This window comes from Actinopolymorpha cephalotaxi (genome assembly GCF_013408535.1).
GTDB lineage: Bacteria > Actinomycetota > Actinomycetes > Propionibacteriales > Actinopolymorphaceae > Actinopolymorpha > Actinopolymorpha cephalotaxi.
The window spans coordinates 6,048,538-6,073,769 of record NZ_JACBZA010000001.1 but is presented as its reverse complement, the minus strand read 5'-3'; the positions used below and the strand labels follow the sequence as shown (position 1 = coordinate 6,073,769).

At 71.9% G+C, this 25,232-nt stretch carries 19 protein-coding genes; 14 read left to right on the top strand and 5 right to left on the bottom strand.

Annotated features, from left to right (window positions below):
* Positions 1-47 precede the first annotated feature (47 nt).
* The 4 genes from FHR37_RS27010 to tyrS all read left to right on the top strand — a co-directional run bounded on the left by FHR37_RS27010 (position 48) and on the right by tyrS (position 4,552).
* Positions 48-854: a deoxyribonuclease IV gene (locus FHR37_RS27010; protein WP_092883979.1), complete on the top strand. Its 807-nt coding sequence runs from the start codon at positions 48-50 to the stop codon at positions 852-854.
* An 88-nt stretch (positions 855-942) separates the two neighbouring features.
* Positions 943-2,079, top strand: a complete 1,137-nt coding sequence (locus tag FHR37_RS27005) for a lipid II:glycine glycyltransferase FemX (protein WP_092883978.1) — start codon at positions 943-945, stop codon at positions 2,077-2,079.
* 7 nt (positions 2,080-2,086) lie between these two features.
* Positions 2,087-3,121, top strand: coding sequence for an alanine racemase (locus tag FHR37_RS27000; protein WP_092883977.1), 1,035 nt, complete (start codon positions 2,087-2,089; stop codon positions 3,119-3,121).
* A gap of 117 nt (positions 3,122-3,238) precedes the next feature.
* Positions 3,239-4,552 carry a tyrosine--tRNA ligase gene (gene tyrS / locus FHR37_RS26995; RefSeq protein ID WP_092883976.1) on the top strand — a complete coding sequence of 438 codons (1,314 nt, stop codon included), beginning with the start codon at positions 3,239-3,241 and terminating at the stop codon, positions 4,550-4,552.
* 37 nt (positions 4,553-4,589) lie between these two features.
* On the opposite strand, the gene FHR37_RS26990 is transcribed toward tyrS, so the two are convergent.
* The 4 genes from FHR37_RS26990 to FHR37_RS26975 form a co-directional block, all read right to left on the bottom strand.
* Positions 4,590-6,356 carry a mannosyltransferase family protein gene (locus FHR37_RS26990; RefSeq protein WP_237768846.1) on the bottom strand — a complete coding sequence of 589 codons (1,767 nt, stop codon included), beginning with the start codon at positions 6,354-6,356 and terminating at the stop codon, positions 4,590-4,592.
* Positions 6,357-6,712: 356 nt separating this feature from the next.
* Complete coding sequence (locus FHR37_RS26985) at positions 6,713-8,128, bottom strand: glycosyltransferase family 87 protein (protein WP_237768845.1); 1,416 nt, start codon at positions 8,126-8,128, stop codon at positions 6,713-6,715.
* Between the two features lie 166 nt (positions 8,129-8,294).
* Positions 8,295-10,523 carry a transglycosylase domain-containing protein gene (locus tag FHR37_RS26980; protein WP_139238999.1) on the bottom strand — a complete coding sequence of 743 codons (2,229 nt, stop codon included), beginning with the start codon at positions 10,521-10,523 and terminating at the stop codon, positions 8,295-8,297.
* A gap of 63 nt (positions 10,524-10,586) precedes the next feature.
* Positions 10,587-11,003 (bottom strand): DUF5318 family protein, encoded by a 417-nt coding sequence (locus FHR37_RS26975; protein WP_092883973.1) that lies wholly within the window; start codon positions 11,001-11,003, stop codon positions 10,587-10,589.
* A 254-nt stretch (positions 11,004-11,257) separates the two neighbouring features.
* On the opposite strand from FHR37_RS26975, the gene FHR37_RS26970 reads away from it, so the two are divergent.
* The 3 genes from FHR37_RS26970 to FHR37_RS26960 all read left to right on the top strand — a co-directional run bounded on the left by FHR37_RS26970 (position 11,258) and on the right by FHR37_RS26960 (position 14,383).
* Complete coding sequence (locus FHR37_RS26970) at positions 11,258-11,899, top strand: PadR family transcriptional regulator (RefSeq protein ID WP_092883972.1); 642 nt, start codon at positions 11,258-11,260, stop codon at positions 11,897-11,899.
* Positions 11,900-11,918: 19 nt separating this feature from the next.
* Entirely contained in the window at positions 11,919-13,004 is a 1,086-nt protein-coding gene (locus tag FHR37_RS26965) for an inositol-3-phosphate synthase (protein ID WP_092883971.1), read from the top strand.
* A 62-nt stretch (positions 13,005-13,066) separates the two neighbouring features.
* A complete protein-coding gene (locus FHR37_RS26960; protein WP_092883970.1) occupies positions 13,067-14,383 on the top strand; it encodes an MFS transporter in 1,317 nt (438 codons plus the stop codon).
* A 22-nt stretch (positions 14,384-14,405) separates the two neighbouring features.
* Here FHR37_RS26960 and FHR37_RS26955 read toward each other — a convergent pair whose 3' ends face one another.
* Positions 14,406-15,839 (bottom strand): CCA tRNA nucleotidyltransferase, encoded by a 1,434-nt coding sequence (locus FHR37_RS26955; protein WP_237768859.1) that lies wholly within the window; start codon positions 15,837-15,839, stop codon positions 14,406-14,408.
* Between the two features lie 111 nt (positions 15,840-15,950).
* Between FHR37_RS26955 and FHR37_RS26950 the strand changes: the two genes are divergently transcribed.
* The 7 genes from FHR37_RS26950 (at position 15,951) to trxA (ending at position 24,984) form a co-directional block, all read left to right on the top strand.
* Positions 15,951-18,233, top strand: coding sequence for a DUF6049 family protein (locus FHR37_RS26950; RefSeq protein WP_139238998.1), 2,283 nt, complete (start codon positions 15,951-15,953; stop codon positions 18,231-18,233).
* Complete coding sequence (gene murJ, locus FHR37_RS26945) at positions 18,230-19,927, top strand: murein biosynthesis integral membrane protein MurJ (RefSeq protein ID WP_092883967.1); 1,698 nt, start codon at positions 18,230-18,232, stop codon at positions 19,925-19,927. Before FHR37_RS26950 ends, murJ begins: the two co-directional genes overlap by 4 nt.
* A gap of 114 nt (positions 19,928-20,041) precedes the next feature.
* A complete protein-coding gene (locus FHR37_RS26940) occupies positions 20,042-21,820 on the top strand; it encodes a protein kinase family protein (protein ID WP_092883966.1) in 1,779 nt (592 codons plus the stop codon).
* Entirely contained in the window at positions 21,817-22,584 is a 768-nt protein-coding gene (sigM, locus tag FHR37_RS26935) for an RNA polymerase sigma factor SigM (RefSeq protein WP_092883965.1), read from the top strand. Before FHR37_RS26940 ends, sigM begins: the two co-directional genes overlap by 4 nt.
* Entirely contained in the window at positions 22,581-23,468 is an 888-nt protein-coding gene (locus tag FHR37_RS26930; RefSeq protein ID WP_092883964.1) for an anti-sigma factor family protein, read from the top strand. The genes sigM and FHR37_RS26930 overlap by 4 nt, the downstream gene beginning before the upstream one ends.
* A 186-nt stretch (positions 23,469-23,654) precedes the next feature.
* Entirely contained in the window at positions 23,655-24,626 is a 972-nt protein-coding gene (gene trxB / locus FHR37_RS26925; RefSeq protein ID WP_092883963.1) for a thioredoxin-disulfide reductase, read from the top strand.
* Positions 24,627-24,654: 28 nt separating this feature from the next.
* On the top strand, positions 24,655-24,984 hold the full coding sequence (gene trxA, locus FHR37_RS26920; protein WP_092651124.1) for a thioredoxin: 330 nt from the start codon (positions 24,655-24,657) through the stop codon (positions 24,982-24,984).
* Positions 24,985-25,232 lie beyond the last annotated feature (248 nt).

The following is a 25,232-nucleotide window of genomic DNA, read 5'->3' as shown; positions in this document are numbered from 1 at the left end:
GCGGGGCGTCGCGGGCTGTGTCGGTGGTCCCTCGTAGGGTGCCGTGCATGACCAGCCTGCCGCTCGGAGCGCACGTCGACCAGGAGGACCCGATCGCCGAGGCGCGGGCCCGTGCGGCCGACATCTCGCAGTTCTTCCTCGGTGATCCACAGGGGTGGAAGGGCCCGAAGTTCGCCTACGAGGGCGGCGCCGAAGCCCTGGTGGCCGCCGCTGACGACGCCGGAGTGGGGCTCTACGTCCACGCGCCCTACGTCATCAACGTCGCCACCACCAACAACCGCATCCGCATCCCGTCCCGCAAGCTGCTCCAGCAGACGGTGACCGCGGCGGCGCAGATCGGTGCGCGCGGGGTGATCGTGCACGGCGGGCACGTCTCCGGGAGCGACGACCCCGAGGTCGGCTTCGACAACTGGCGCAAGTGCATCGAGCGGATGGACATGCCGTGCCCGGTGCTGATCGAGAACACCGCCGGCGGCGACAACGCGATGGCCCGCCACCTGGACCGGATCGAGCGGCTGTGGGCGGCGGTCACCGATGCCGAGGGCGGGGACACTGTCGGCTTCTGCCTGGACACCTGCCACTTCCACGCGGGTGGTGAGGAGCTGGACACGGTCGTCGACCGGGTGAAGGCGATCACCGGGCGGATCGACCTGGTGCACGCCAACGACTCCCAGGACGCCTTCGACTCCGGACGCGACCGGCACGCCAACTTCGGCTCGGGCAAGATCGCCGGCGACGACCTGCTGGCCGTGGTCCGGGCGGCCGGGGCACCGGTGATCGTGGAGACGCCCGGCGGCGCCGACGGCCAGGGCGCCGACATCAACTGGCTGCGTCGGCACCTGGACGGTCGGTAGCGGCCAGGGCGAGTGGCCGGATTCCTGCTTACCGGGAAGCCGGGTCGCCCGGGCGCGCGGGCGCCCCGGGACCGGTAGCCTCGCCTGCGTGGTCCTGCGCGTACGAACTCTCACCCCTGCCGAGCACCTGGCCTTCCTGGAGTCCCGGGAGTCGGCCAGCTTCCTCCAGACCCCTGCCTGGGGTGAGGTGAAGCGCGAGTGGCGAGCGGAGTCGGTCGGCTGGGTGGACGCCGGCGACGACGGTGAGAAGGTGATCGGCGCGGGCCTGGTCCTCTACCGCCGGCTGCCCCGGATGCGGCGTTCGCTCGCCTACCTCCCCGAGGGCCCGGTGATCGACTGGGCCGACGGCGACCTCGGCCGGTGGCTGACGCCGCTGACCGCGCACGTGAGCGCGCAGGGCGCCTTCGGGATCCGGATGGGCCCGCCGGTGATCGCCCGCCGCTGGTCCGCCGCCACCGTCAAGGCCGCCCTGGCGGAGGAGAGTTCGGGGCCGCGCACCCTCGGTGACGTGACCCCCGACAGCAGCGACCACACCGCGCTCGCCGTGGCCGACCAGCTGCGGTCCCTGGGCTGGCGCCCGCCGGCCGAGAACGCCTCCGGCTTCGCCGCGGGCCAGCCGCGGTACGTCTTCCAGCTGCCGCTGGAGGACCGCGACGAGAAGGCCGTCCTCTCCGGGATGAACCAGCTGTGGCGGCGCAACATCAAGAAGGCCGCCAAGGCGGGTGTCGAGGTCAGCCGGGGCTCGGCCGACGACCTGCCCGCCTTCCACGAGCTGTACGTCGAGACCGCCCGGCGCGACCACTTCACCCCGCGTCCGCTGGCGTACTTCGTCACGATGTTCCGCGCCCTCAACGCCGAGAACCCCGACCGCGCCAAGCTGTTCCTCGCCCACCACGAGGGCGAGCTGGCGGCGGCCACCATCGGCGTCCAGGTGGGCACCCACGCGTGGTACTCCTACGGCGCGTCGTCGACGGCCAAGCGCGACGTCCGCCCGTCCAACGCGCTGCAGTGGGAGATGATCCGGGACGCGCTGTCCTCCGGCGCCCGGGTCTACGACCTGCGCGGGATCACCGACACGATGGACGAGTCCGACTCCCACTTCGGACTGCTGCAGTTCAAGCTCGGCACCGGCGGTGAGGCCGCGGAGTACCTCGGCGAGTGGGACCTGCCGATCTCCCGGCTGCTGTACACCGCCTTCGACCTCTACATGCGCCGACGGGGGTAGCCCTGCGATGTCGCTGACGCTGCACGTCGACTCCGCCCGCTGGCGGGGCCACCTGGACTCCGTCGCCGAGGCGTACCCCCGGCTGGTCCCGGTGGTGAAGGGGACCGGCTACGGCTTCGGGCACGCGCTGCTGGCCGCCGAGGCGGGCCGGCTGGGCGTCGAGACGCTGGCCGTCGGGACGTACGAGGAGCTGGCCGCGGTTCGCGACAAGTTCACCGGCGACCTGCTGGTGCTGACCCCGATCCGGCCCTTCGACCAGGTGCCGGACGACCCGCGGGTGATCTCCACGGTGAGCCGGGTGGCCGACCTGCGCTCCCTGGCCGAAGGTCCCGGACGCCCGCGCGTGGTGGTCGAACTCCTCACCTCGATGCGCCGGCACGGCGTACCCGCCGACGAGCTGGCCGACGTGGTGAAGCTGCTGGAGGGCGTGCGCTGCGAGGGATTCGCGCTCCACCTGCCGCTGCCCTCGGCCGGGCGGCACGGGCCGGAGGTCACCGGCTGGGTCGAACGACTGAACGACACCGGCGTGGCGTACGACCGGCTGTTCGTCTCCCACGTGACGGCGGAGGAGCTCGGCACGCTGGCCGCCGCCCACCCCGGCCTGGAGATCCGGTCGCGGATCGGCACCCGGCTGTGGCTGGCCGACCGCGAGGCCTACACGGCGCGCGCGCATGTGCTGGACGTGCACCCGGTCGGCAAGAGCGACCGGTTCGGATATCGCCAACGCCGCGTGCCCGGCGCCGGGCACCTCGTCGTCGCCAGCGGCGGCACCGCGCACGGCATCGCGCTGGAGGCGCCGAGTCACGTCGCCGACCTGCGCACCCGCGCCCGGGTGCTGGCCGCCAGCGGACTGGAGGCGACCGGCCGGGCGCTGTCGCCGTACACCGTGGCCGGGAAGCGGCGGTGGTTCGCCGAGCCGCCGCACATGCAGGTGAGCGTGCTGTTCCTGCCGACCTCGGTCCGCCCACCCGAGGTCGGCACCGAACTCCCCGTCAACGTCGGGATGGCGATCACGAAGTTCGACCGGGTCGTTCTCGGCTGATCGGCTAGGCTCACCACGTGATCGGGACCCAGCAGCGATATCGGCGCTGACGCGCCGTCCCCGGGCCGCCCTCGTCTGGGTGCGCCCTCCGCTGCTGACCTCGAAGGATCCCGACCCGTGTCTGTCACCCCGGGCGGCTCTGCCGCCAACCCTGCTGCCGCCAACCCGGCTGCCGTCAACCCAGCTGCGGCCAACCCTGCTGCCGCCGACTACTCCGCCCTGCTCGCCGACCTCGCCCGCACCACCGACGAGGTGGTGAGCCGTCCCGAGCTGGCGGCCCTGCTCGACTCCGGCCGCCCGTTGCGGATCAAGTACGGCGTCGACTGCACCGCTCCGTTCCTCCATCTGGGCCACGCGGTCAACCTGTGGATGATGCGCCGCCTGCAGGATGCCGGCCACACCGTGGTGTTCCTGCTGGGCGACGTGACCACCCAGGTCGGTGACCCGACCGGCCGCACGGAGACCCGGCCGGTACTGCCCCGGGCCGCGATCGAGGCGAACGCCGCGGCGTTCCTGGAGCAGGCCGGCATGGTGCTGCGGACCGAGCCGGAGGTGTTCGAGGTACGCCGCAACTCCGAGTGGTACGACACCCTCACCACCCGGGACTGGCTGACCCTGCTGTCCCACGTCACCCACGGCCAGCTGATGGCGCGGGACATGTTCCGCCGCCGCGTCGCCGAGGGCCGCGACATCGCGATGCACGAACTCGTCTACCCCGTCCTGCAGGGCTACGACTCGTGGGCGATGCGCTCCGACCTCACCATCGTGGGCAGCGACCAGCTCTTCAACGAGATGCTCGGCCGGCACTACCAGCAGCGGCTCGGCGGCACGCCGCAGGTGGTGATCACCACCCGCATCACACCGGGCATCGACGGCCGGGCCAAGCAGTCCAAGAGCCTCGGCAACTACGTCGCGCTGACCGACCCGCCGCGGGAGAAGTTCGGGAAGCTGATGAGCATCCCGGACGCGCTCGTCCCGGGTTACCTCGAGGTCTACACGACCGTGCCCGAAGCGGTGGTCGAGCAGGCACGGCAGGCGGTGGAGCACGGCGGCCGGGAGGTCCGGGACGCCAAGCTCGGCCTCGCCGAGGCGGTCGTCACGCGCTACCACGGGCCCGAGCGGGCCGCCGCCGAGCGGGAGTGGTTCCGGTCGACGTTCTCCGCCCGGCGCGAACCCACCGACGTGCCGGTGCTGACCGTCACCCCCGCCGAGACCGGCGGGCTCACCGTCTGGGACCTGGTCTGCCTGGCCCAGCCGGACCTGAGCCGCAGCGCCGCCCGGCGGCTGGTCGACCAGGGCGGCGTACGCCTGGACGACCGGGTGCTGGCCGAAGCCGACGAGGTGCTGCCCGCCGGCGCCGTGGAGGGCGCCCTGCTCCGGATCGGCCGGCGGCGGTGGTTCCGGCTCACCTGGGACGCGGGGTCGGCCTGACCGGTCGGGGTCGGCCTGGGCTGCCCCGGCCGGTGGGTCAGCCCGACCAGCGGCCGGTGAGGTACGCGGCCGCCCAGATCCCGAACAACGGCACCGCGAGAATCACGTACGCCCGCCACACCCACGGCCGGCGTACCGCCAGCGCACCCAGTCCGATCCACAGCGGGAACCACAGCAGCGTCGCGCGGGGGACGGAGAAGAACCAGTACGACGTCGCGAACGCGGCCACCTGCACGCCCACCCAGGTGGCCTCGCCCCACCGGCGCAGCGTCAGCAGGACGACCGTGACCACCAGGCCGAGCAGCATCGCCACCAGCTCGGCCCGGAACATCCACTCGAAGTTGGCCCGCAGCGCGTCGCTCACGTCGCCGAACGCGGTGTGCCCGGTCGCGGCGTTCCAGGTGTTGAGGAACGCGGTCCAGGGCGGGGTGAAGCCGCGGTACCACTCGTCCGACTGGGCGTGGTACCACCGCAGCCAGTCGCCGGTGTTCGCCTTGAGGTACGCCATGTAGCCGAGCACCGGGACCGTCGGCAGGGCCAGCCACAGCCCGTCCTGCCACCGCTGCCGGCGCCCGGAGGTGAGGAACTCCACGGCCAGCGCGACGACCAGGAAGATGCCCGACACCCGGACCGTGCACGCGCCGGCGGCGAGCACGGCGGCGAGCCACCAGGTGCCCCGGCGGGCGGACAGCCAGGCGGGGATCGCCAGGGCGAGGAACAGCGCCTCGGTGTACGGCGCGGCGAGGAAGATCGCGGGCGGCGCCAGCATCCACATCGCCGCGGCGTACCTCCCCGCGCCCGGTCCCCACTCGCGGTCGGCGAGCCGGGCCAGCGCGACCGCGGCGACGCCCCCGGCGACGAACGACACCAGCAGGCCGCCCACCACGGTGGGAATCCCGACCAGGATGCCGAGCCGCAACGCCATCGGGAAGCCGGGGAAGAACGCCTCGATCGGTGTGCTCCAGCCGGGCGTGAAGTAGCCGAACGTCGCGATCCGGTCGAAGTGCCAGAAGTCCCACTGCTTCCAGGAGTCCCAGAAGCTCGGGATCTTGCCGGTGCCGTGGAACAGCCACGGACCGGTCACCGCGATCAGCAGGATGGCGACGCGGGTCAGCGCCCACCAGGCCAGCACCTGCAGGTCACCGGGCGTCGGCCGAAGACGTTCGGGCAGCCACCGGAGCCGGGAGGAACTCCGCGGTTCACGCTCGGCCGCCGCCGGCGCGGGCGACGTCGCGGACCCGGGGTCCGGGGACCCGGAGTCTGTGGAAGCGGGGTCTGTGGAGGCGGGGGTTGCCGGGGCCGGCTCCTGAGGAGCGGAACGGGCCGTCGCCGGCTCGGACCGCTCCGGCCGGGACCGGTCCGGCTGCCCCGGCTCGCTCGGCCGCGCCGGCCGGCCCGCCCCGCGCTCGTCCTGACCGCGTTCCGGTGCCGGGGTGCCGCCCATCGGCGTCAGCGGCGCGGGCGGTTCGCCGTACGCGTCGCTGCCGGGGTCATCCAACTCGTCCGACCACCACGGACGCGGCCGGTCGGCACGACGCCGCTCGCCCTCGCCCCGGTGGTCGTCGAATCCCTCGTCCCGGCCGCTGTCGCCGGTCGCCCAGTCGCCGGTCGCCCGGTCGCCGGTGGTCCGTTCGCCGGCGGACCGGTCGCCGGGACCGGTGACGTCGAGCGCCTGCTCCGGCGTACTCCGCTCCGGCATGGTCCACTCCGGTGAGTCCCAGCCAGGGGTCTCCCACGGCGGCGCGGCGGCATCCACGTCCGAGGCGCCGTACCAGCCGGTGTCCGTCACGGGTTCGGGCGGCACGTCCTCCCGGCGGCGACGGCCGGGAGGACGTGCCGCCGGCGCACCCGACCGGGGCGTCAGGTCGTCCGCCGGCTCGTCGGGACGCGGTGACGCCAGCGTCTCCCGCCAGTCCGGGCCGGTGTCGGCACGCCGCCGCGCCGGCCGGCTCGGAAACGGGTCCCCGGACCAGGAACGTTCGTCCCAGAGGTCGGGTCCGGCCGGGTCGCCGGAGCCGTCACGACCTCCGCCCGGACCTCCGCCACGACCTCCGCCCGGTCCTCCGCCACGGCCTCCACCGGGACCTCCACCGGGACCGCCGTCACCGCGGCCGGGGCCGGGGCCGTCCGGGGAGTCCTCGGTCCACCTGCGTCGGTTGCTCACCGTGCCACACCCTCTTCCTGCAGGGCCCGTTCGATCGGCTCCGGACTCCGTAAGCGCCCTCTTCGCCACCCCGCCGCGTCGGCCGCTCCGTCGAAGGGCCCCCCGGTCGGGTCGTCGACCTGGCCACCGGCCCGTACGACGTCGGCGGAGGGCCGCAGGATGTCGCGGACCACCAGCACGCACAGGTAGCCGGTCGTCGCCATCCGGACCACCACGGCGAGCCAGTAGAGCCGCCCCGCGCCGCCGGCGGCCAGAGTGCCGGACAGGTGCAGCCAGATCGCCAGCCAGTACAGGAGTTCACCGGCCTGCCAGATCGCCCAGTCCCGCCACCGCGGCCGGGCCAGTGCCACCAGCGGCAGCAGCCAGAGGACGTACTGCGGCGAGTAGACCTTGTTCACCAGCAGGAACGCCGCGACCGTCAGGAACGCGAGCTGGGCCAGCCGGGGACGCCTGGGCGCGAACAGTCCCAGTGCCGCCACTCCGGCGCAGGCCAGTCCGAACAGCCCGAGGGAGACCGTGTTGACCGCCCTGAGCGGGTGTCCGGCCAGCCCGAGGACGTACCAGATCGATCCGAAGTCGCCCATCCGCGCCGTGTTGAACGACCAGAAGACCGCCCAACTGCTCTCCGCGAGCAGCAGCACCGGCAGGTTGACGACCAGCCACGCGGCCAGCGCAGACAGCGCGGTCGTCGCCCACATCCGCATCCGGCCGGTGCGCAGCGCGAGCACAAGCAGCGGTCCCAGCAGCAGCAGGGGGTAGAACTTCGTCGCCACGCCGAGGCCGATCAGGATGCCGGCGAGGTACGGGCGCGACCGCGACCAGGCCAGCAGTGCGCAGGTGGTGAGGGCCACCGCGGCGAGGTCCCAGTTGATGGTGCCGGCCAGCGCGAGCACCGGTGCCGCGGCGAAGAACAACACGTCGTACGGGCGGCGCAGGCACAGCCGGGCGAGGGCCCACACGGTCACCAGCGCGCAGCCGAAGAGGAACACGACGGCGAGGTCGAAGTACAGAACGCTGTCGCGCACGGCGTCCCCGGACCCGAACGCCCGGGTGAGCCAGGCGGTCACCTGCATCACCGCGCCGGTGAGGACGGGGTATTCCAGCGGCGGGTAGTTGCCGGTGTCGAGGTAGGCGAGGTTGCCCTGGGCGAAGCCGCGTTCGCGGTAGAGGTACGGCACGTCGGTGTAGCAGAGATGGCTGAAGGCGTACCCCGACTCACGCGGCCAGCCCACGCCGTGACACGGCACCTTCTGCAGAACGCCGAGGACGAACATCCCCGTCGTCACCGCGAACGCCACCGCCAGCGGTGTCCACCGGGCGCCACCCAGGCGCGCGTGCAGACCGACCGGTCCGCCGAGCCAGGTGGTGGCCAGGCGGGCCAGGGGATCCTCCCGGGAGGGACTCCTGCTCACCCGCGCCTCCGTCCGTTCCGGCGTCACGTCGGAGCCCATCGTGCCCTATCGCGCTGACGGGGTGGGTACCCTCCCGGCGCCACGCCGGACGACCTACCCCGCGTCAGCAGGTTGGGACGCCCTGTCGGCGGCTCCGTTCTGCCGGCGGTCGCCGCCGGTGCCGGGCCTACGGAAACGGCCGGTGGGGTCCCTTGGTCCTGGTCGGGCTGGGCGACGAGGTGGGCGTGGGGATGGGGAGGGTGTTGGTCGGCTTGGGCCTCGGGCCCGGCGGCTTCCGGGTGAAGGTCGGCGTCGGCGTGGGCGTGTCCGTGGGAGTTGGGGTAACCGTCGGCGTCGGCGTCGGGGTCGGCGTCGGCGTCGGCGTGAAGGTGGGCTTGGGCCTCGGCGTGAAGGTCGGCTTGGGGTTGACGACCTTCCCGAGGTTGGCCGGCGGCGGGAACTGCCGCACCGGCTGGCCGGCCAGCGCCTCCTTCATGAACTCCGTCCAGATCCGCGCGGGGTAGCCGCCGCCGAAGAAGGTGTTCATCCCGCCCACGTTGTCCAGCGACTCCTTCTTCCCGTCGCCGTTCGCGTCCTTGTAGAACGCCACCGACGCGGCCAGTTGCGGGGTGTAGCCCACGAACCACGCCGTCTGGTCCTCGTGGGTGCCGGTCTTGCCGGCGGCCGGGCGGCCGAGGTCCTTTGCCGCCTGCTCCGCGCTGCCGTGCTTCACGACGTCCTCCAGCGCGCTGTCGAGGTCGCGGACCACCGGCTTGCCGAACTCCCGCTTGCTCTCCACCTTCGTCTCGTGCAGGACGTTGCCGCCCGGGGCGGTGACCTTGTCCACGAGGTGCCACGGGGCGCGCCTGCCCTCGGCCGCGAACGTGGCGTAGGAGTTGGCCATGTCCATCGGGGACACCGACGCGAAACCGAGGGCGATCTTCGCGTGCTTGTCCAGGCCGGGCGAGTTCTTCGGCACGCCCGCGCGCAGGGCCGCGTCGTACACCGCGTTCGGGCCGATCTTGTTGACGGTGAGGTCGACGTAGGCGGTGTTGATCGAGTCCCGGGTGGCCTGCCTCAGGTCGACGTAGCGCCCGTAGTCGCGGTTGAACTCGTTGCGTACCTGGTCGCCGTTGTCGAGCATGAACGGCGAGTTGCCGGCGAACCTGCTGCGCAGGGAGACGCCGTCCTCCAACGCCGCGGCCAGGGCGAACGACTTGAACGTCGAGCCCGGCTGGAGCTTGGCCTGGGTGGCGTCGTTGAACTGGCGCTTGATGTAGTCCTTCCCGCCGTACATCGCGACCACCTCGCCGGTGCCCGGGCGCACAGCGGCGCCGCCCGCGTACACACCCTTGGCGTTCTTGGTCGGGAAGTGCTTCGCAAACGCGTCCTGCATCGCACGCTGGGCCTTGGCGTCGATCGTCGTGGTGACCTGCAGGCCGCCGGTCTCGATCTGCGCCTCGCTGTAGCCGAGCTTGACCAGCTCCTTGCGCACCTGGCTGACGAGGTAGCCGCCCGGTCCGGCGGAGTTGCTGCTCTTGCTGATCGGCTTGATCTTCGGCAGCGGCTCCTGCGCGGCCTGTCCGGTGGACAGGTGCCCGAGCTTCGCCATCCCGTCGAGCACGTAGTGGTAGCGGGACTCGAGCCGTGGCCGGTTGGTCGGGTCGACCGCCGGGTCGTAGATCGACGGCGCCCGCAGCAGGGACGCCAGCACCGCCGACTCCTGGGGGCTGAGCTCCTGGACGTGCTTGCCGAAGTACGCCTGCGAGGCGGTCTCGATGCCCCACGCGCCGCGGCCGAAGTAGCTGGTGTTGAGGTAGTTCTGCAGGATCTCCTGCTTGGACAGCTGCCGCTGGACCTTCAAGGTGATGAAGAGTTCCTTGACCTTGCGGGTCCAGGTCTGTTCCTGGGTCAGGTAGTAGTTCTTGACGTACTGCTGGGTGATCGTCGAACCACCCTGGACGTCCTGGCCCCGCGCGGTGTTCCACGCGGCGCGGACGATACCGGTCGGCGACACGCCGCGGTCGGTCCAGAAGCTGCGGTTCTCCGCCGCGATCACCGCGTCCTGGGTGTTCTTGGGCACCTGGTCCAACGGCACCGAGATGCGGTTCTGGGCGTGGAAGGACCCCAGGACGCTCTTGCCGTCGTGGTAGTAGATCGTCGTGGTGTTGGAGTCCAGCATCGCGTTCGGGTCCGGGACGGACGTGCGCGCGTAGCCGATCACGAACGCCGCGATGCTCAGGATGCCCAGCCCGAGGAAGAAGAGCAGGCAGCCGAGCAGGAAACGCCGGAGGCGTCGCCTGGGTCTCCTGCGGGGTTGGCGATGCCCGCGAGGTCCCCGATCCTCACGTGGATCGCCGTAGACGTCCACGGACGTGTGGTCGTCGGCATACCTGTCGTCATGTCTGCGTGTCACGGTGTAGTTCCAGGGGGTTGCCCGGCAGCGGATTGGCTGCTGAGGGTACGGCAGATGTCCCGGCTAGGAGTACTCGTCCTCGACCGTGCGCTGCCGGCGAGGCGGCCGTCGTGGCACACCGTCACCGAGGACGTACGAGAGCGTGAGGTGATTCCACGAGCAACCCTGGCAGACCTCGATGACGTAGACCCGGAACTCGCCGTGCTCGCGGGCCATCATCTCCAGCTCGGGCGTCTGCCGGATCCGGCCGGAGTACTGACCGAGCTCGTCGCCGAAGACGTAGGTGACGTGGGTCAGCTTCTCCCTCCGGCAGATGGGACAGGGCCGGTCGGTTGGTTCCCCGTGAAACTTCGCCGCCCGGAGGAGGTAGGGGTCGGCGTCGCACACGTCCTCCATCACGGTCGCGTGGCCACCACGCAGCGCCCGCAGCGTCGCCTTGCGCTGCAGGCTGTAATCGACCACCGACCGTTGCGACCACATGCCAACGAGAGTACGGCCTTCGGCCGGAGCGTCGAGTCCCACGGCGCGGGCAGGGCGATCAAACCTGACGATCGGCCCGACGGTCGTCGCCCACCGAGAGTCACCCCTTGCGCGTGTACGCGGGCTGGCTCTATCGTCCGAACATCTCGGCACGATGTATCAGTCCGATACATCGAGTTTCGTACTAGTTCCCCGATTCAGGGCAGGACGGGCAGCACGGTGCGCGGTGCGGCCCGGAAGGGACGGTGAGGCGCATGGCACGCCGCGGCGGCGTACTCGAGCTCGCGGTCCTGGGCCTCCTGCACGAGGCGCCGATGCACGGCTACGAGCTGCGCAAGCGCCTCAACGCGAGGTTCGGCTGGGGACGTGCGCTGTCCTACGGATCGCTCTACCCCTGCCTGAAGTCCCTGCTCGCCCGGGACTGCGTCCGCGAGGACTCCTCCGCCGACGACACCGACCGCACCTCGGCCGGCAACACCGCCCGGCGCCGGGCCCGGATCGTCTACCGCCTCACCCCCGCCGGTGAGCAGCTCCTCACCGAACTCCTGGCCGAGGGCGGGCCGTCCGCCTGGGACGACGACAACTTCGGTGTCCGGCTGGCGTTCTTCGCGCGTACGGACGCGACGGTGCGGCTGCGCATCCTCGAGGGCCGCCGGCGGCGGCTGGAGGAGCGCCTGGACCGCACCCGCGCGCAACTTCACCGTACGCAGGAACGCCTGGACACCTACGCCCTCGAACTCCAGCGGCACGGCGTGGAGTCCGTCGAGCGCGAGGTGCACTGGCTCAGCGACCTGATCGCCTCCGAACGCGTGGGGCATCCGGCCGCCGCCGACCAGCCCGAAGACCAGCGCCCCGAAGACCAGCACCCCCGAGAGCGCCACCCCGAAGAGCACTGACCGAACCGAGGAGAGGTCCATGAGCCCGCAGTCCATCCGGGTTGCCGTCGTCGGCGTGGGAAACTGCGCGACGTCACTGATCCAGGGAGTCAACTACTACCGCGACGCCGACCCGACCCAGAAGGTGCCGGGGCTGATGCACGTGCGGTTCGGCGACTACCACGTACGGGACGTGGAGTTCGTGGCCGCGTTCGACGTCGACGCCAAGAAGGTGGGTATCGACCTCGCCGACGCCACCAGGGCCAGCGAGAACAACACGATCAGGATCTGTGACGTACCCCCGACCGGGATCACGGTGCAGCGCGGTCCCACGCTGGACGGGCTCGGGAAGTACTACCGGGAAACGATCAGCGAGTCCGAGCAAGAGCCGGTTGACATCGTGGCGGTGCTGCGCGAGACCGAGGCGGACGTGCTGGTCTCCTACCTGCCGGTGGGTTCGGAGGCGGCGGGCAAGTTCTACGCGCAATGCGCGATTGACGCGGGCGTGGCGTTCGTCAACGCCCTGCCGGTGTTCATCGCCACCGACCCGGAGTGGGCGGCGAAGTTCACCGAGGCCGGGGTGCCGATCGTCGGCGACGACATCAAGAGCCAGGTCGGTGCGACGATCACGCACCGCGTGCTGTCCAAGCTGTTCGAGGACCGCGGTGTCGTGGTGGAGCGCACGTACCAGCTCAACTTCGGCGGCAACATGGACTTCATGAACATGCTGGAGCGGGACCGGCTGGAGTCGAAGAAGATCTCGAAGACCCAGTCGGTCACGTCGCAGATCCCGCACCACCTGGAGAAGCGCAACGTGCACGTGGGCCCGAGCGATCACGTGCCCTGGCTGGACGACCGCAAGTGGGCGTACGTACGACTGGAGGGACGCGCGTTCGGGGACGTTCCGCTCAGCCTGGAGTACAAGCTGGAGGTCTGGGACTCGCCCAACTCCGCCGGCATCATCATCGACGCGATCCGGGCGGCGAAGATCGCCAAGGACCGCGGCATCGGTGGGCCGATCCTGTCCGCGTCGTCGTACTTCATGAAGAGCCCGCCGGAGCAGTACTCCGACGACGTGGCGCGGGAACTGGTGGAGAAGTTCATCCGCGGAGAGGTCGAGCGCTGAGCGAAGCCGAGACCTCGACCATAGGTACGGAGGTCGAGCGCTGAGCCGCCTACCCTGCTGGGGTGCGGTTTCTGCGTGACCTCGCCACTCTGCTGGGGCTCGGCTTCTTCCGGCGGCTGTTCGCCGTCCGGTTGGTCTCGCAGTTCTCCGACGGGGTTTTCCAGGTCGCGATCGCGTCGTACGTCCTGTTCTCTCCCGAACGCCAGCCGACCGCCGGCGCGATCGCGGTCGGGTTCGCGGTGTTGTTGTTGCCGTTCTCCCTGCTCGGCCCGTTCTGTGGTGTGTTGCTGGACCGCTGGTCGCGGCGGCAGACGATGCTGTGGTGCAACGCAGTGCGGGCGGTGCTGGTGCTGCTCGTCCTGGCGGTGACGCGCGGGGGCGGCGAGGGGCCGTTGTTCTTCCTCGCCGTCCTCGCCTGCCTGTCTGTCAACCGCTTCTTGCTCGCGGCGCTGTCGGCGTCCCTGCCGCACGTGGTCCCCACCGATCGCCTGGTGCTCGCCAACGCGGTCACACCGACCTGTGGGACGCTCGCCTACCTCGTCGGCCTGGGTGCGGGCTCGGCGGTGGCCGCGCTGGGGTGGGGCGCCCCGGCGACAGCGGAGTACGTCGTGCTGGTCGTCGCCAGCCTGGGCTACGCGGCCAGTGCGCTGCTGGTGCTGCGCATTCCGCGACCGATGCTGGGGCCGGACCTGGCGGCGGCGCGGGCCGAGGTCGCCGCGACGGTCCGGCACGTGCTGAGCGGCCTGGCCGACGGGGCGCGGCACGTGGTGGAGTGCCGGCCCGCGGCGTTCGGCCTGGCGGCGATCGCGGTCCAGCGGTTCTTCTTCACCCTGTGCACGGTGGCGATCATCCTGCTCTACCGCAACTACTTCGCCGCGGGCGACGCGGCGGCCGGGATCGCGGGGCTGGGCACCGCGGTGCTGGTGTCCGGCCTGGGGTTCGGCTCGGCGGCGCTGCTCACGCCGCTCGCGGTGCGGCGGATCCGGAAGGAGGCCTGGATCGTGGTGCTGTTCCTCGTCGGGGCCCTGGTGGTGCTCGTGCCGGGCACCTTCTTCACCGTGCCCGCGGTCCTGGCGACCGCGTTCGTCCTCGGCCTGTGCGCCCAGGGCGTGAAGATCTGCGTGGACACGCTGGTGCAGGAGAACGTCGCCGACGTCTACCGCGGCCGGGTCTTCTCGTTGTACGACGTGCTGTTCAACGTCGTCGTCGTGCTCGCCGCCGCCTGCGCCGCGCTGGCGCTGCCGCCGACCGGCCGTTCCTACGCCGTCCTCGCCGTCACCTCGGTGGCCTACGTCGGTGCCGCGGCCGGCTACGCCCGGCTCACCGGCGTACGCCCGCGCCCGCGCACCCCGGCCTCCTCCGAGTCGGCCGCGGAGTGATCACCCCGACGGCCGGGGCCGCTCAGGCCCGGGCTTCCGGCTGCTCCGACCACCAGCGCAACAGCTCGGCGCGGACGGCGTCCTTGTCCAGCCGGCCCTGGTCCAGGCGGACCTCCAGCAGGTGCTTGTACGCCCGCCCGACCACGGGGCCGGGAGGGATCTCCAGCGTCCGCATGATCTCGTTGCCGTCGAGGTCGGGCCGGATGCTTGCCAGCTCCTCCTCCTCGGCCAGCACCGCGATCCGCTCCTCCAGCTGGTCGTACGTGCGCTGCAGGGCGGTCGCCTTGCGCCGGTTGCGGGTGGTGCAGTCGGCGCGGGTGAGCACGTGCAGCCGGTCCAGGAGCGGGCCGGCGTCGCGGACGTAGCGGCGTACGGCGGAGTCGGTCCACTCCCCGCCGCCGTACCCGTGGAACCGCAGGTGCAGCTCCACCAGCCGGGACACCGCGTCGGTCTGGTCACCGGAGAACCGCAGCGCCCGCATCCGCTTGGCGGTCAGCCGGGCGCCCTTGACCTCGTGGTGGTGGAACGTCACCCGGCCGCCGTCCTCGAACCGCCGGGTCGCCGGCTTGCCCACGTCGTGCATCAGCGCGGCGAACCTGGTCACGAAGTCGGGGCCGCCGGTGCCGACCCGCCCCTCCATGGCGATCGCCTGGTCGAGCACGGTGAGGCTGTGTTCGTACACGTCCTTGTGCCGGTGGTGCTCGTCCAGCTCCAGCCGCAGCGCGGGCAGCTCGGGCAGGACCTGGTCGGCCAGTCCGGTGCCGACGAGGAGCTCCAGCCCGGCGCGGGGGTCGCCGCCCAGGACCAGCTTCACCAGCTCGTCCCGGACCCGCTCCGCGGACACGATCGTGATCCGGTCGGCCATCGCGTGGATCGCCGCCACCACCTCCGGCGCCACCGAGAAGCCGAGCTGGCTGGCGAACCTCGCCGCCCGCATCATCCGCAGCGGGTCGTCGGTGAAGGAGTCCTCCGGCCGGCCGGGGGTGCGCAGCTGTCCCGCGGCGAGGTCGCTCAGCCCGCCGACCGGGTCCACGAACCCCCGGTCGGGGAGGGTGACCGCGAGCGCGTTGACGGTGAAGTCGCGCCGGCCGAGGTCGCCCTCCAGCGTGTCGCCGAAGGTGACCGCGGGCTTGCGGCTGTCGGGGTCGTACGCCTCCGCACGGAAGGTGGTGATCTCGATCGTCCAGTCGCCCTTGCGGGCGCCGATCGTCCCGAACTCGCGGCCGATGTCCCATACCGCGTCGGCCCAGCCGGTGAGCAGGCGTTCGACCTCGACGGGCCGGGCGCTGGTGGTGAAGTCCAGGTCGAGGCCGAGCCGGCCGAGGAGCGCGTCGCGGACGGAGCCGCCGACGAGTGCGAGCTGCGCTCCGGCGGCCTGGAACCGGCCGCCGAGCTCGTCGATCACGGGGGCGATTCGCAGGAGTTCTCGTACTCCGCGCTGCTGGGCTTCGCTCAGGTGGTCGGTCGACACGGGAGGCAAGCGTACGGCCTCGGACGCTGGCGTACGCCCTGGCGGGCACGGACCGAGTCGGGCACCCCGCACAGGGCCATGCCCTAGCATCGAGGCGTGTTGGCGGGTCGAGCAAGGTTGGCGACCGCCGTCGTGGCGGTGCTGGCATTGCTGGCCTGCGTCGGCGGCCTGGTCACGGGTATGGCCACGCCTGCCTCGGCCCAGGTGCCGGGAGTACGCATCCAGATCGACTCCGTGACGCCGTACGCCACCAAAGGTACGAAAACCCTCCGCGTCACCGGCCGGGTGGTCAACTCCGGGGACGTCGCGCTGTCCACCGTCAACGCGATGCTGTGGTTCGACCAGTCGCCCCTCACGTCCCGTGACGAGCTCGCCACCGCGGCCTCCGAGCAGCCGGGCGAGCGTCTCGGCACCCGGCTGGACCAGCCGTGGAACCTCGTGGACCAGGTGGCGCCGCGACTGCGGCCGCACGCGTCCGCACGGTTCGACGTGAAGGTGCCGCTGGCGCAGCTGGGCCTGAGCGAGGCGGGCGTGTACGTCGTGGGCGTCGACATCAGGGCCACCACGCCGAATTCCAGTCTGCGGGAAACCTGGCGGGCTCGTACCTTCCTGCCGTACCTCCCGGCGGGCACCAAGCTGACCCCGGTCGAGGTGGCGTTCGTGCTGCCCGTCACCGACCAGCCGCGCCTGGTCGACGGCGACGTCGTGCGCGGCTCGGCCACGAACAACGACACCGGTGAGACCCCGGCGCTTGGGGAGTTCGCGCCCGGCGGGCGGCTGAGCCGGCTGATCGATCTCGGCGCCGACCACGACCTGAGCTTCCTCGTCGACCCGTCCCTGCTGGACGAGGCGCGGCGGATGTCCGACGGGTTCACCACCTCGTCGGGCACCAGGGTCGGTCCCGCCCAGACCGCCGACGTACGCCGCTGGCTCAACCGTGCCCGCGGCGTGCTCGCCTCCGGTGACGCGAAGATGCTGCCGTACGCCGACCCCGACCTGCCCGCCCTGCAGCGCTACCACCTCACCGACCGCTTCCCCCAGGCGGTCCGGGCCGCCGACCAGGCCTCCGACGCGTACCAGACCGGCGGCACGCTGGTCTGGCCCGGCGCGGGCTACGCCGACGCGGGCACCCTGGAGACGATCGCCGCCAGCAAGGCCCACACGGTGCTGCTGTCCCAGCGCGCCCTGCCCGCCCTGCCCAAGGACGGCTCCAGCCCGGTGGCGTCGCTGGCCACTCCCGAAGGCGCGGTGACCGCGCTCGTCGCCGACCCGTCCCTGACCGCGGGCGGGCCGGGCGGGCAGTCCTCGCCGGCGAGCATCCAGCAGCGTTTCCTCAGCGAGACCGCGCTGGCCGCGATGCAGGGCGGCGACCCGGCCACCACGCTGCGGCGGATGGTCGCCGCGATGCCGCGCGACTGGAACCCCGGCTCCTCCGGTGACACGTTGTTCCGCACCGTCGAGTCCGTCTCCTGGCTGCGCCCCCTCTCGGTCGGCGCGCTGCTGTCCCAGGCGCCGACGGCCTACGGCGGTCCGCTGCGGAAGTCCCCCACCGACACCCGCGCGGAGCTCAGCCCGCGCCACATCCAGCACCTGCGCGACCTCGCGGCCGCCTCGTCCGTCCTCCTGGACATGCTGGCCGAGCCGGAGCGGTCCCGCCCGGCGCTGGACCGGGAGTTCCTGCGCGGAGCCTCCACGTCGTGGCGGCGCGACGACGCCGACGCGATCGATCTCATCGACACCATGACCTCCCGGATCCGTACGGCCATCGGCCAGGTCGAGGTCGTCCCGCCCCGCCTGGTGACCCTGTCCAGCCAGACCGGCCGGTTCCCGGTGACGATCTGGAACCGCGGCAGCCAACCGGTCGAGGTACGCCTCGAGGTGCGACCCCGCGACCCCGAGCTCCTCGAGGTGGCCCCGATCGACCCGGTGCGCGTCGATCCCAACCGCAAGGCGACGGTGAGCGTGACGGCGCAGGCGCCTTCGGACAACGCGGTGCGCTCCGCGGTGCAGATGGAAGCGCGGGTGACGACCCGCTCCGGTACGTCGTTCGGGGCGACCCAGCCGTTCTTCGTCCGGGTCACCGGCTACGGTCAGGTCGGCTGGGTGGTCATCTTCGTCGGCCTGGGGCTGTTGCTGCTGGCCGCCGGTACGCGTATCGTCCGGCGACTGCGGGCGGCCGCGGCGGCACGAAGGGCCACCGCCGGCGGTGAAGGCCGGGCGACCACCGAGGGCGACGAGTCCGCTCCGCAGGAGCAGGCGCCGGGCGACCCGGCCCGGCCCAACGGCCAGGCCGCGCAGCCACCCGACAAGCATTCCGGCACCCCGCCCGGCTCCCAGCCCGGCCCTCTCGGCCCCGACATGACGAAGGCGAAGCGTTGAACGGTGACGTCGCTGTCCCCCAGAAGAAGGAACCACGAAGCGCGCAGCAGTCCAGCCTGCTGCGCGCCAGCGCTGTCATGGCTGCCGGCACCGTGGTCTCCCGCGTCACCGGCTTCGTCCGCAGCCTGGTCCTCGTCTGGGCACTCGGCACGGCGTTCTTCGCGGACACGTTCAACCTCGCCAACACGATCCCGAACTCGCTCTACATCCTGATCGCCGGAGGCGCGCTCAACGCGGTCTTCGTGCCCCAGCTCGTCCGGGCGATGAAGAACGACCCGGACGGCGGCGTGGCGTTCGCGCAGCGGCTGCTCACGCTGGCGGCCCTCGTCCTGGCCGGCATGAGCGTGGTGGCCGTGGTGTGCGCACCGCTGCTGGTGCGTGCCTACTCCGGCGCGGCGATGAACTCACCGGCCAACCGGCCGTACTTCGACCTCGCGGTGGCGTTCGCGTGGTACTGCCTGCCACAGATCTTCTTCTACGGCCTGTACGTCATCCTCGGCCAGATGCTGAACGCCCGCGGGCGGTTCGGGCCGATGATGTGGTCGCCGATTCTCAACAACATCGTCTCGATCGTGGTCTTCGTGGCGTTCATCGTGATCTCCGACGCGGACAGCCCGCAGGAGATCACCACCGCGCAGATCCTGTTGCTGGGCCTCGGCTCGACCCTCGGCATCGCCGTGCAGGCGCTGTGCCTGCTGCCCGTCCTGCGCAGCGCCGGTTTCCGGCTCCGCCCGAGGTTCGACTTCCGGGGCGGCGGCATCGGCAAGTCCGGCCGGCTGGCGATCTGGACCATCGGCTTCGTCCTGGTCAACCAGGTGTGGTTCATCGTGGCCACCAGGCTGACCACGTCGGTGAGTGCGCAGGCGCTGGCGCAGTTCGGGCACGACAGCGGGTACGGCCTCACGCCGTACCTCAACGCCTACCTCATCCTGATGCTCCCGCACGCGGTGATCACGGTCTCGATCGTGGCCGCCCTGCTGCCGCGGATGAGCCGGTCGGCGGCGGAGGGCGACAACGGCGCCGTCCGCGACGACCTGTCGTACGGCCTGCGTCTCACGGCCGTGGCGATCATCCCGGCGTCGGTCGCCTTCCTCGCCCTCGGTGCCGACCTGACGACCGCGCTGTTCTTCTTCCTGCACGGCGGCGGGGACACCAGCGCGCGGTTCATGGGGTACGTCCTGATGGGTTTCGCGCTCGGCCTGATCGGGTTCTCCAGCCACCACATCGTGCTGCGCGGCTTCTACGCCTACGAGGACACCCGCACGCCGGTCTTCGTCCAGATCGGCGTTGTCGCGGTGGGCATCGTGTGCTCGGTGATCGCCTACACCGTCCTCCCGGTGCAGTGGAAGACGGTGGGCATCGCCGCGTCGTACGGCCTCGGCTACTGGATCGGGTTCCTCGGCAGCCTGGTCGTGCTGCGCCGCCGGATGGGCGGGGTCGACGGCCGCCGACTGTTCAGCACGTACGCCCGATCAGGCGGGGCGGCCCTGATCCCCGGTGTTCTCGCGTACGTCCTCGCCCGGCTCGTGACCGCGGGGCTCGGCGAGTCCCCGCTGGTTGAGCTGCTGGCGGTGGCCGTGGGCGGCGTGGTCCTGCTCGGGGGTTACCTTGTGCTGGCCAGGGTGTTCGCGGTCCGGGAGATCGCCGAACTCCTCGGCCTGCTCCGAGGCCGCCTGGGCCGGTCCGCGGCCTGACGGGCCCTCCGGCGCTCGTCGCCGGGCGAGCGCTCGTAGCATTCGGGCATTAGCATGTAAGCGCCAGTGAGACAGTCCGGGACGGATCCGCGTCCCTCGGCGAGCAGGAGGGCCGTGCATCCGACCGATGTCGACCCGGGCGTGACGCTCGCCGGTCGTTACCGTGTCGCCGAGCTTCTCGCGGAGACGCCCGGCGACGGCGGGGTGGCGCAGACCTGGCGGGCCATCGACGAGGTCCTCTCACGTTCCGTGGTCGTGCACGTGCTGGCCGCGGACGACCCGCGGGTCGACCATCTGCTGGAGGCTTCCCGGAGGGCCGCGACCGCCGCCGACGTACGGTTCATCCGGGTGCTCGACGCGCTACGTGACGACGGTGTCGCCTACGTCGTCCGCGAGTGGGTGGCCGGCCGCAGCCTCGGTGCGCTGCTGGCCGACGGGCCGCTGCCACCCCAGCAGGCCGGACTGCTGGTCCGCGAGGTGAGCGAGGCGATCGCCCGCGCCCACGACCAGGGACTGGCCCACGAGCGGCTCGACCCGGACACCGTGGTGGTCACCGACACCGGGTCCATCAAGATCGTCGGACTGGCGACCCAGGCCGCGCTCAGCGGCGCTCGCACCGACGAGGAGACCGGCACCGATCCACAGCGCGAGGACGCGGTCGGTCTCGGCCGGCTTCTCTACGCCGGGCTGACCGCGCGCTGGCCGGCCGGTCCGCGCAGCGGACTGAACGCCGCACCCCGAGCGGCCGACGGCACGCTGTTGTCGCCGCGTCAGTGCCGGGCCGGCGTCCCGCGCGCCCTGGACGAGATCACCGAGCGGATCCTCGACGAGCATCCCCGGCACGGCGACCCGCTGACCACCCCCCAGCAGATCGCCGCCGCGCTCACCGAGGTCGTCGGCATGACCCCGATCGAGGGGGTGCTCCCACCTGCCCCGGCGGCGGGCGACGGGCACGACTCCGGCCACCACGCGGGCGGGCACAGCTCCCTCAACTACGCCGACGCGCCCACCCAGGTGGGAGCGCCGCCGGTCCGGGCCAGCCGCGGCGACCTCAACGGCCGCGCCCCGACCCACACCCAGCACGTCGGGAACAGCGGTGACGGCGGCGGGCTGGGTGACCAGACCCAGCGGGTCGCGGCCGCCGACCTGGGCCACACCTCCCACACCCCCATGCGCCCGCGTGGCAACTACGCCCCGACACCCCCGCCGTCGCAGGCGCCGCACCACTACCCCGACTATCCCGAGCACGAGGACGGGCAGCGGCCACGCTGGTGGCGGATCGCCGCGGCCCTGGTGGCGCTGCTGGTGCTGGCCGGCGCCGGGTTGCTGGGCTACCAGCTGATGAGCGCGGCCTTCGACAACCCGGGCCCCACGACGACACCCTCGGCCGGCGGCAGCCCCACCCCCACCAAGACCAAGACGGCCGCGGCGGGCTCACCCGTTCGGATCACCGGCGCCGGGGACTTCGACCCACCGCCGGGGGGCAACGGCGAGGAACACCCAGAGGACGTCGGCAAGGCCCACGACGGCGACCAGTCCACGTTGTGGACGACGATGAGTTACCGCAACAACCCCCAGCTCGGCGGCCTCAAGCCGGGCGTGGGCATGTGGTTCGACCTCGGCAAACCGGTCGACGTGGGCCGGGTCGAGCTCAGCCTGCGCAGCGGCGGCACCGACGTCCAGCTCCGCGCGGCGCCCGAGGGGGCGTCGAGCGCACCGACCTCCATCGACGACTGGCAGGAGATCGCCAAGCAGGACGGCGCCGGCGGCGAGGTGACGCTGCGTCCGGACAAGCCGGTGCGCACCCGGTTCCTGCTGGTCTGGCTGACCAAGCTGCCGCCCGACGGCTCCGAGTACCGCGGCGGGATTGCGGAGATCGTCGTACGCCGATGACCACCAGCACCCCGGACACCCTCACCGAGGGCGGCGGTGCGCCGACCGACCGGGAACTCATCGCGGCACACGTGGCCGGCGACCCGGAGGCGTTCGCCACATTGTTCCGCCGGCATCGCGACCGGCTGTGGGCGGTGGCCCTGCGTACGATGTCCGACCCGGACGAAGCGGCCGACGCCCTGCAGGACGCGCTGATCTCGGCGTTCCGCAACGCCGGTCAGTTCCGCGGCGACTCGGCTGTGACCACCTGGCTGCACCGCGTCGTCGTGAACGCCTGCCTGGACCGCATCCGGCGGCGCGCCGTCCGGGCGGCCGACCCGCTGCCCGAGGACGACAGGGCGGCCGAACTCGCCGCCGACCGGGCACCGGACCCGGCGGAGGCGCAGGAGCTTCGGATCGACGTGCTCACCGCACTCGACTCGCTCAACCCGGACCAGCGGGCCGCGATCGTGCTGGTCGACATGGAGGGCTACTCCGTGGAGGAGGCGGCACAGATCCTCGACTGCGCACCCGGGACGATCAAGAGCCGGTGCGCGCGCGGCCGGGCCAGACTCGTCCCGCTGCTGGCCCACCTCCGGCCGACCGCCGGCGCCGTTTCCGAAACCAGCGTCTCCGAGCCTGCCGAAGCCGGGGGGAACCACCCGGCGCCACCTGACGTCCAACGCGTTCGAGGGGCCCGAAGCGAGCAGGACCCGGACCACACCTGGTCGGCGGCTCCCCACCGCCGAGGTGGCGCGCGACGACGTGGAGGTGAGGCGAAGTGACGGCCGGCCCGCACGTCGACGACGACACCCTGGCCGATGCGTACGCCGGGCTCCTGTCCGACGCCGAGAGCACCCGGATCGACGCCCACCTGGCCGGCTGCGCGGAGTGCTCGGCCGCCGCGGACGCGCACGCCGAGCTCGCACATCTGCTCCGGGAGAGCGCGGCCGTCCCCACCCAGATGCCCTCGGCGGTCGCCGACCGGATGGAGTCCGCACTCGCGGCGGAGGCACGCATCCGCGCCGCCGGCCAGGCCACCGACCACTCCGAAGTGACCTCGCTCGCCGCTGCCCGTGGAGCTACCCGCACCCGCGTCCACCGGCGCTCCGGACGGCTTCGTCCGTCCCGGCTCCTCGCCGTCGCCGCCGGTGTGGCCGTGCTCGCCGCCGGTGCCGGCGTGGCCGGCAACATCCTCGACGAGCGCAACGACGTCCCGGTCGCCGGTGGTTCACACTCCACGGCGCCGCGCACGCCGTCGCCTTCGACGGCGTCCCCGTCTCTACGACCTGTGCGCCCGAAGACCTACAGCTTCAGCGCGAAAGCCGCGGAGACCGACTTCTCCGCGGCCGGCTTCGGCAGCGAGGTGGGCACCGTCCTCGAGGCGGCGGCGCCGAAGCCCGCGGGCAAACCGATCGGTCCGCAGAGCAACAACGGCATCGCCGGCGACCCGAGCCGCTGCGTCTCCCGAGTCCTGGACGACGCGGGGGCGGGTGGGACGCTGCTCGACACCGTCGCGGCACGTTTCGGCGGTGCACCCGTGATCGTGGCGCTCATCAGGACCAGCGGTGGCTCGTCGGGCCAGCCCAGGGTCCGGGCGTACGCCGTCTCCGACTGCCCGTCGGCACAGGCACGCGTCGTCCACTCCGCGCAGGTGCCGGTGCGCTGATCGCCGCGCCGCGGCCTGCACTCCGCGCCCCGCGCCCATGGTCGGCGTCGACCGTTTTCTCACTGATGTCACCCGGGGCGTCACCGCGCGTGTGGACGCCCGGCGACCGGATGGCGCCGGAATGCCCGACGCCTAGGATCGGTTACGGATGGGCAGCGTCAGTTGCTTTGGAGAGCGAGGTAGTCCGTGTCCGATGTCCGCAATGTGATCGTGATCGGCTCCGGTCCCGCGGGATACTCCGCGGCGCTGTACGCCGGACGCGCACGGCTGCAACCGCTGGTGTTCGAGGGATCGGTCGAAGCCGGTGGTGCCCTGATGAACACCACCGAGGTGGAGAACTTCCCCGGCTTCCCGGACGGCATCATGGGCCCGGACCTGATGGACAACTTCCGCAAGCAGGCCGAACGCTTCGACGCCGAACTCGTCACCGACGAGGTGCACAGTGTCGACCTGACCAACGAGGTCAAGGTCGTCCGCGACTCAGCCGGGGTCGAGCACCGCGCGTTCGCGGTCATCCTCGCGATGGGCTCGGCCTACCGCAAGCTCGGCATCCCGGGCGAGGAACTCCTTTCCGGGCACGGCGTCTCCTGGTGTGCCACCTGTGACGGCTTCTTCTTCCGCGAGCAGGACATCGCCGTCGTCGGCGGCGGTGACTCCGCGATGGAGGAGGCGCAGTTCCTGACGAAGTTCGCCAGGTCGGTGACCGTGGTGCACCGTCGCGACACGCTGCGGGCCAGCAAGATCATGCAGGACCGCGCGCTGGCCAACCCCAAGGTCCGGTTCCTGTGGAACACCGAGGTGCTCGCGGCCGAGGGCACCGAGAAGCTGGAAGGCCTGCTGGTGCGGGACACCCGAACTGGTGAGCAGTCGACGTTGCCGGTGACCGGGTTCTTCGAGGCGATCGGGCACGACCCGCGCAGTGAGCTCGTCCGGGGGCAGGTCGACGTCGACGCGGAAGGCTACGTCCTGGTCGACCACCCCAGCACCCGTACCAACCTGCCAGGAGTGTTCGCCGCCGGCGACCTCGTGGACAGCACCTACCGGCAGGCCGCCACCGCCGCCGGGACCGGTGTGGCCGCCGCCCTGGACGCCGAGCGTTACCTGGCGGCACTGGAAGACGACACGGACGTGCAGACCGCACAGACCGTGGAAGCCTGAGACGAAAACCCTTCGAGAGGAGACACCAGTGGGCGATATCAAGCCGGTGACCGATGCCGAGTTCCCGACCACGGTCCTGCAGAGCGACAAGCCGGTCGTCGTCGACTTCTGGGCGGAATGGTGCGGTCCCTGCCGTCAGGTGGCGCCCGTGCTGGAGGAGCTCGCCAAGGAGTACGCCGACAAGATCACGTTCCTCAAGCTGAACGTGGACGAGAACCCGCAGACGCCGCTCGAGTACCGCGTGACCGGCATCCCGACCATCAACGTCTACAAGGGCGGTCAGGTCGTGAAGTCGCTGGTCGGCGCGCGTCCGAAGGCGGCGATCAAGGCCGAGCTGTCCGACCTGGTCCCGGCCTGACCGACCGGGTCGCAAGGGTCACAACTCTCCCGTACGTCCCAACCGCCCTGGCTGTCCCACCTGGTCGCGGCGGCGAGCACACGGCGAGCCGTACCGGCTGAGGGATGCCCTCGGGTTCCGTGCAGGCCCCGGCCGCGCGCACCGATCGCTTCGTCCCGCCGAAGAGGCGGGACGAGGTGGTGGGTGCCGCGGCCGGGGCCTTTGCATATCGGCCTCTCTGACTGCCCCTGACTGCCCCTGACTGCCTC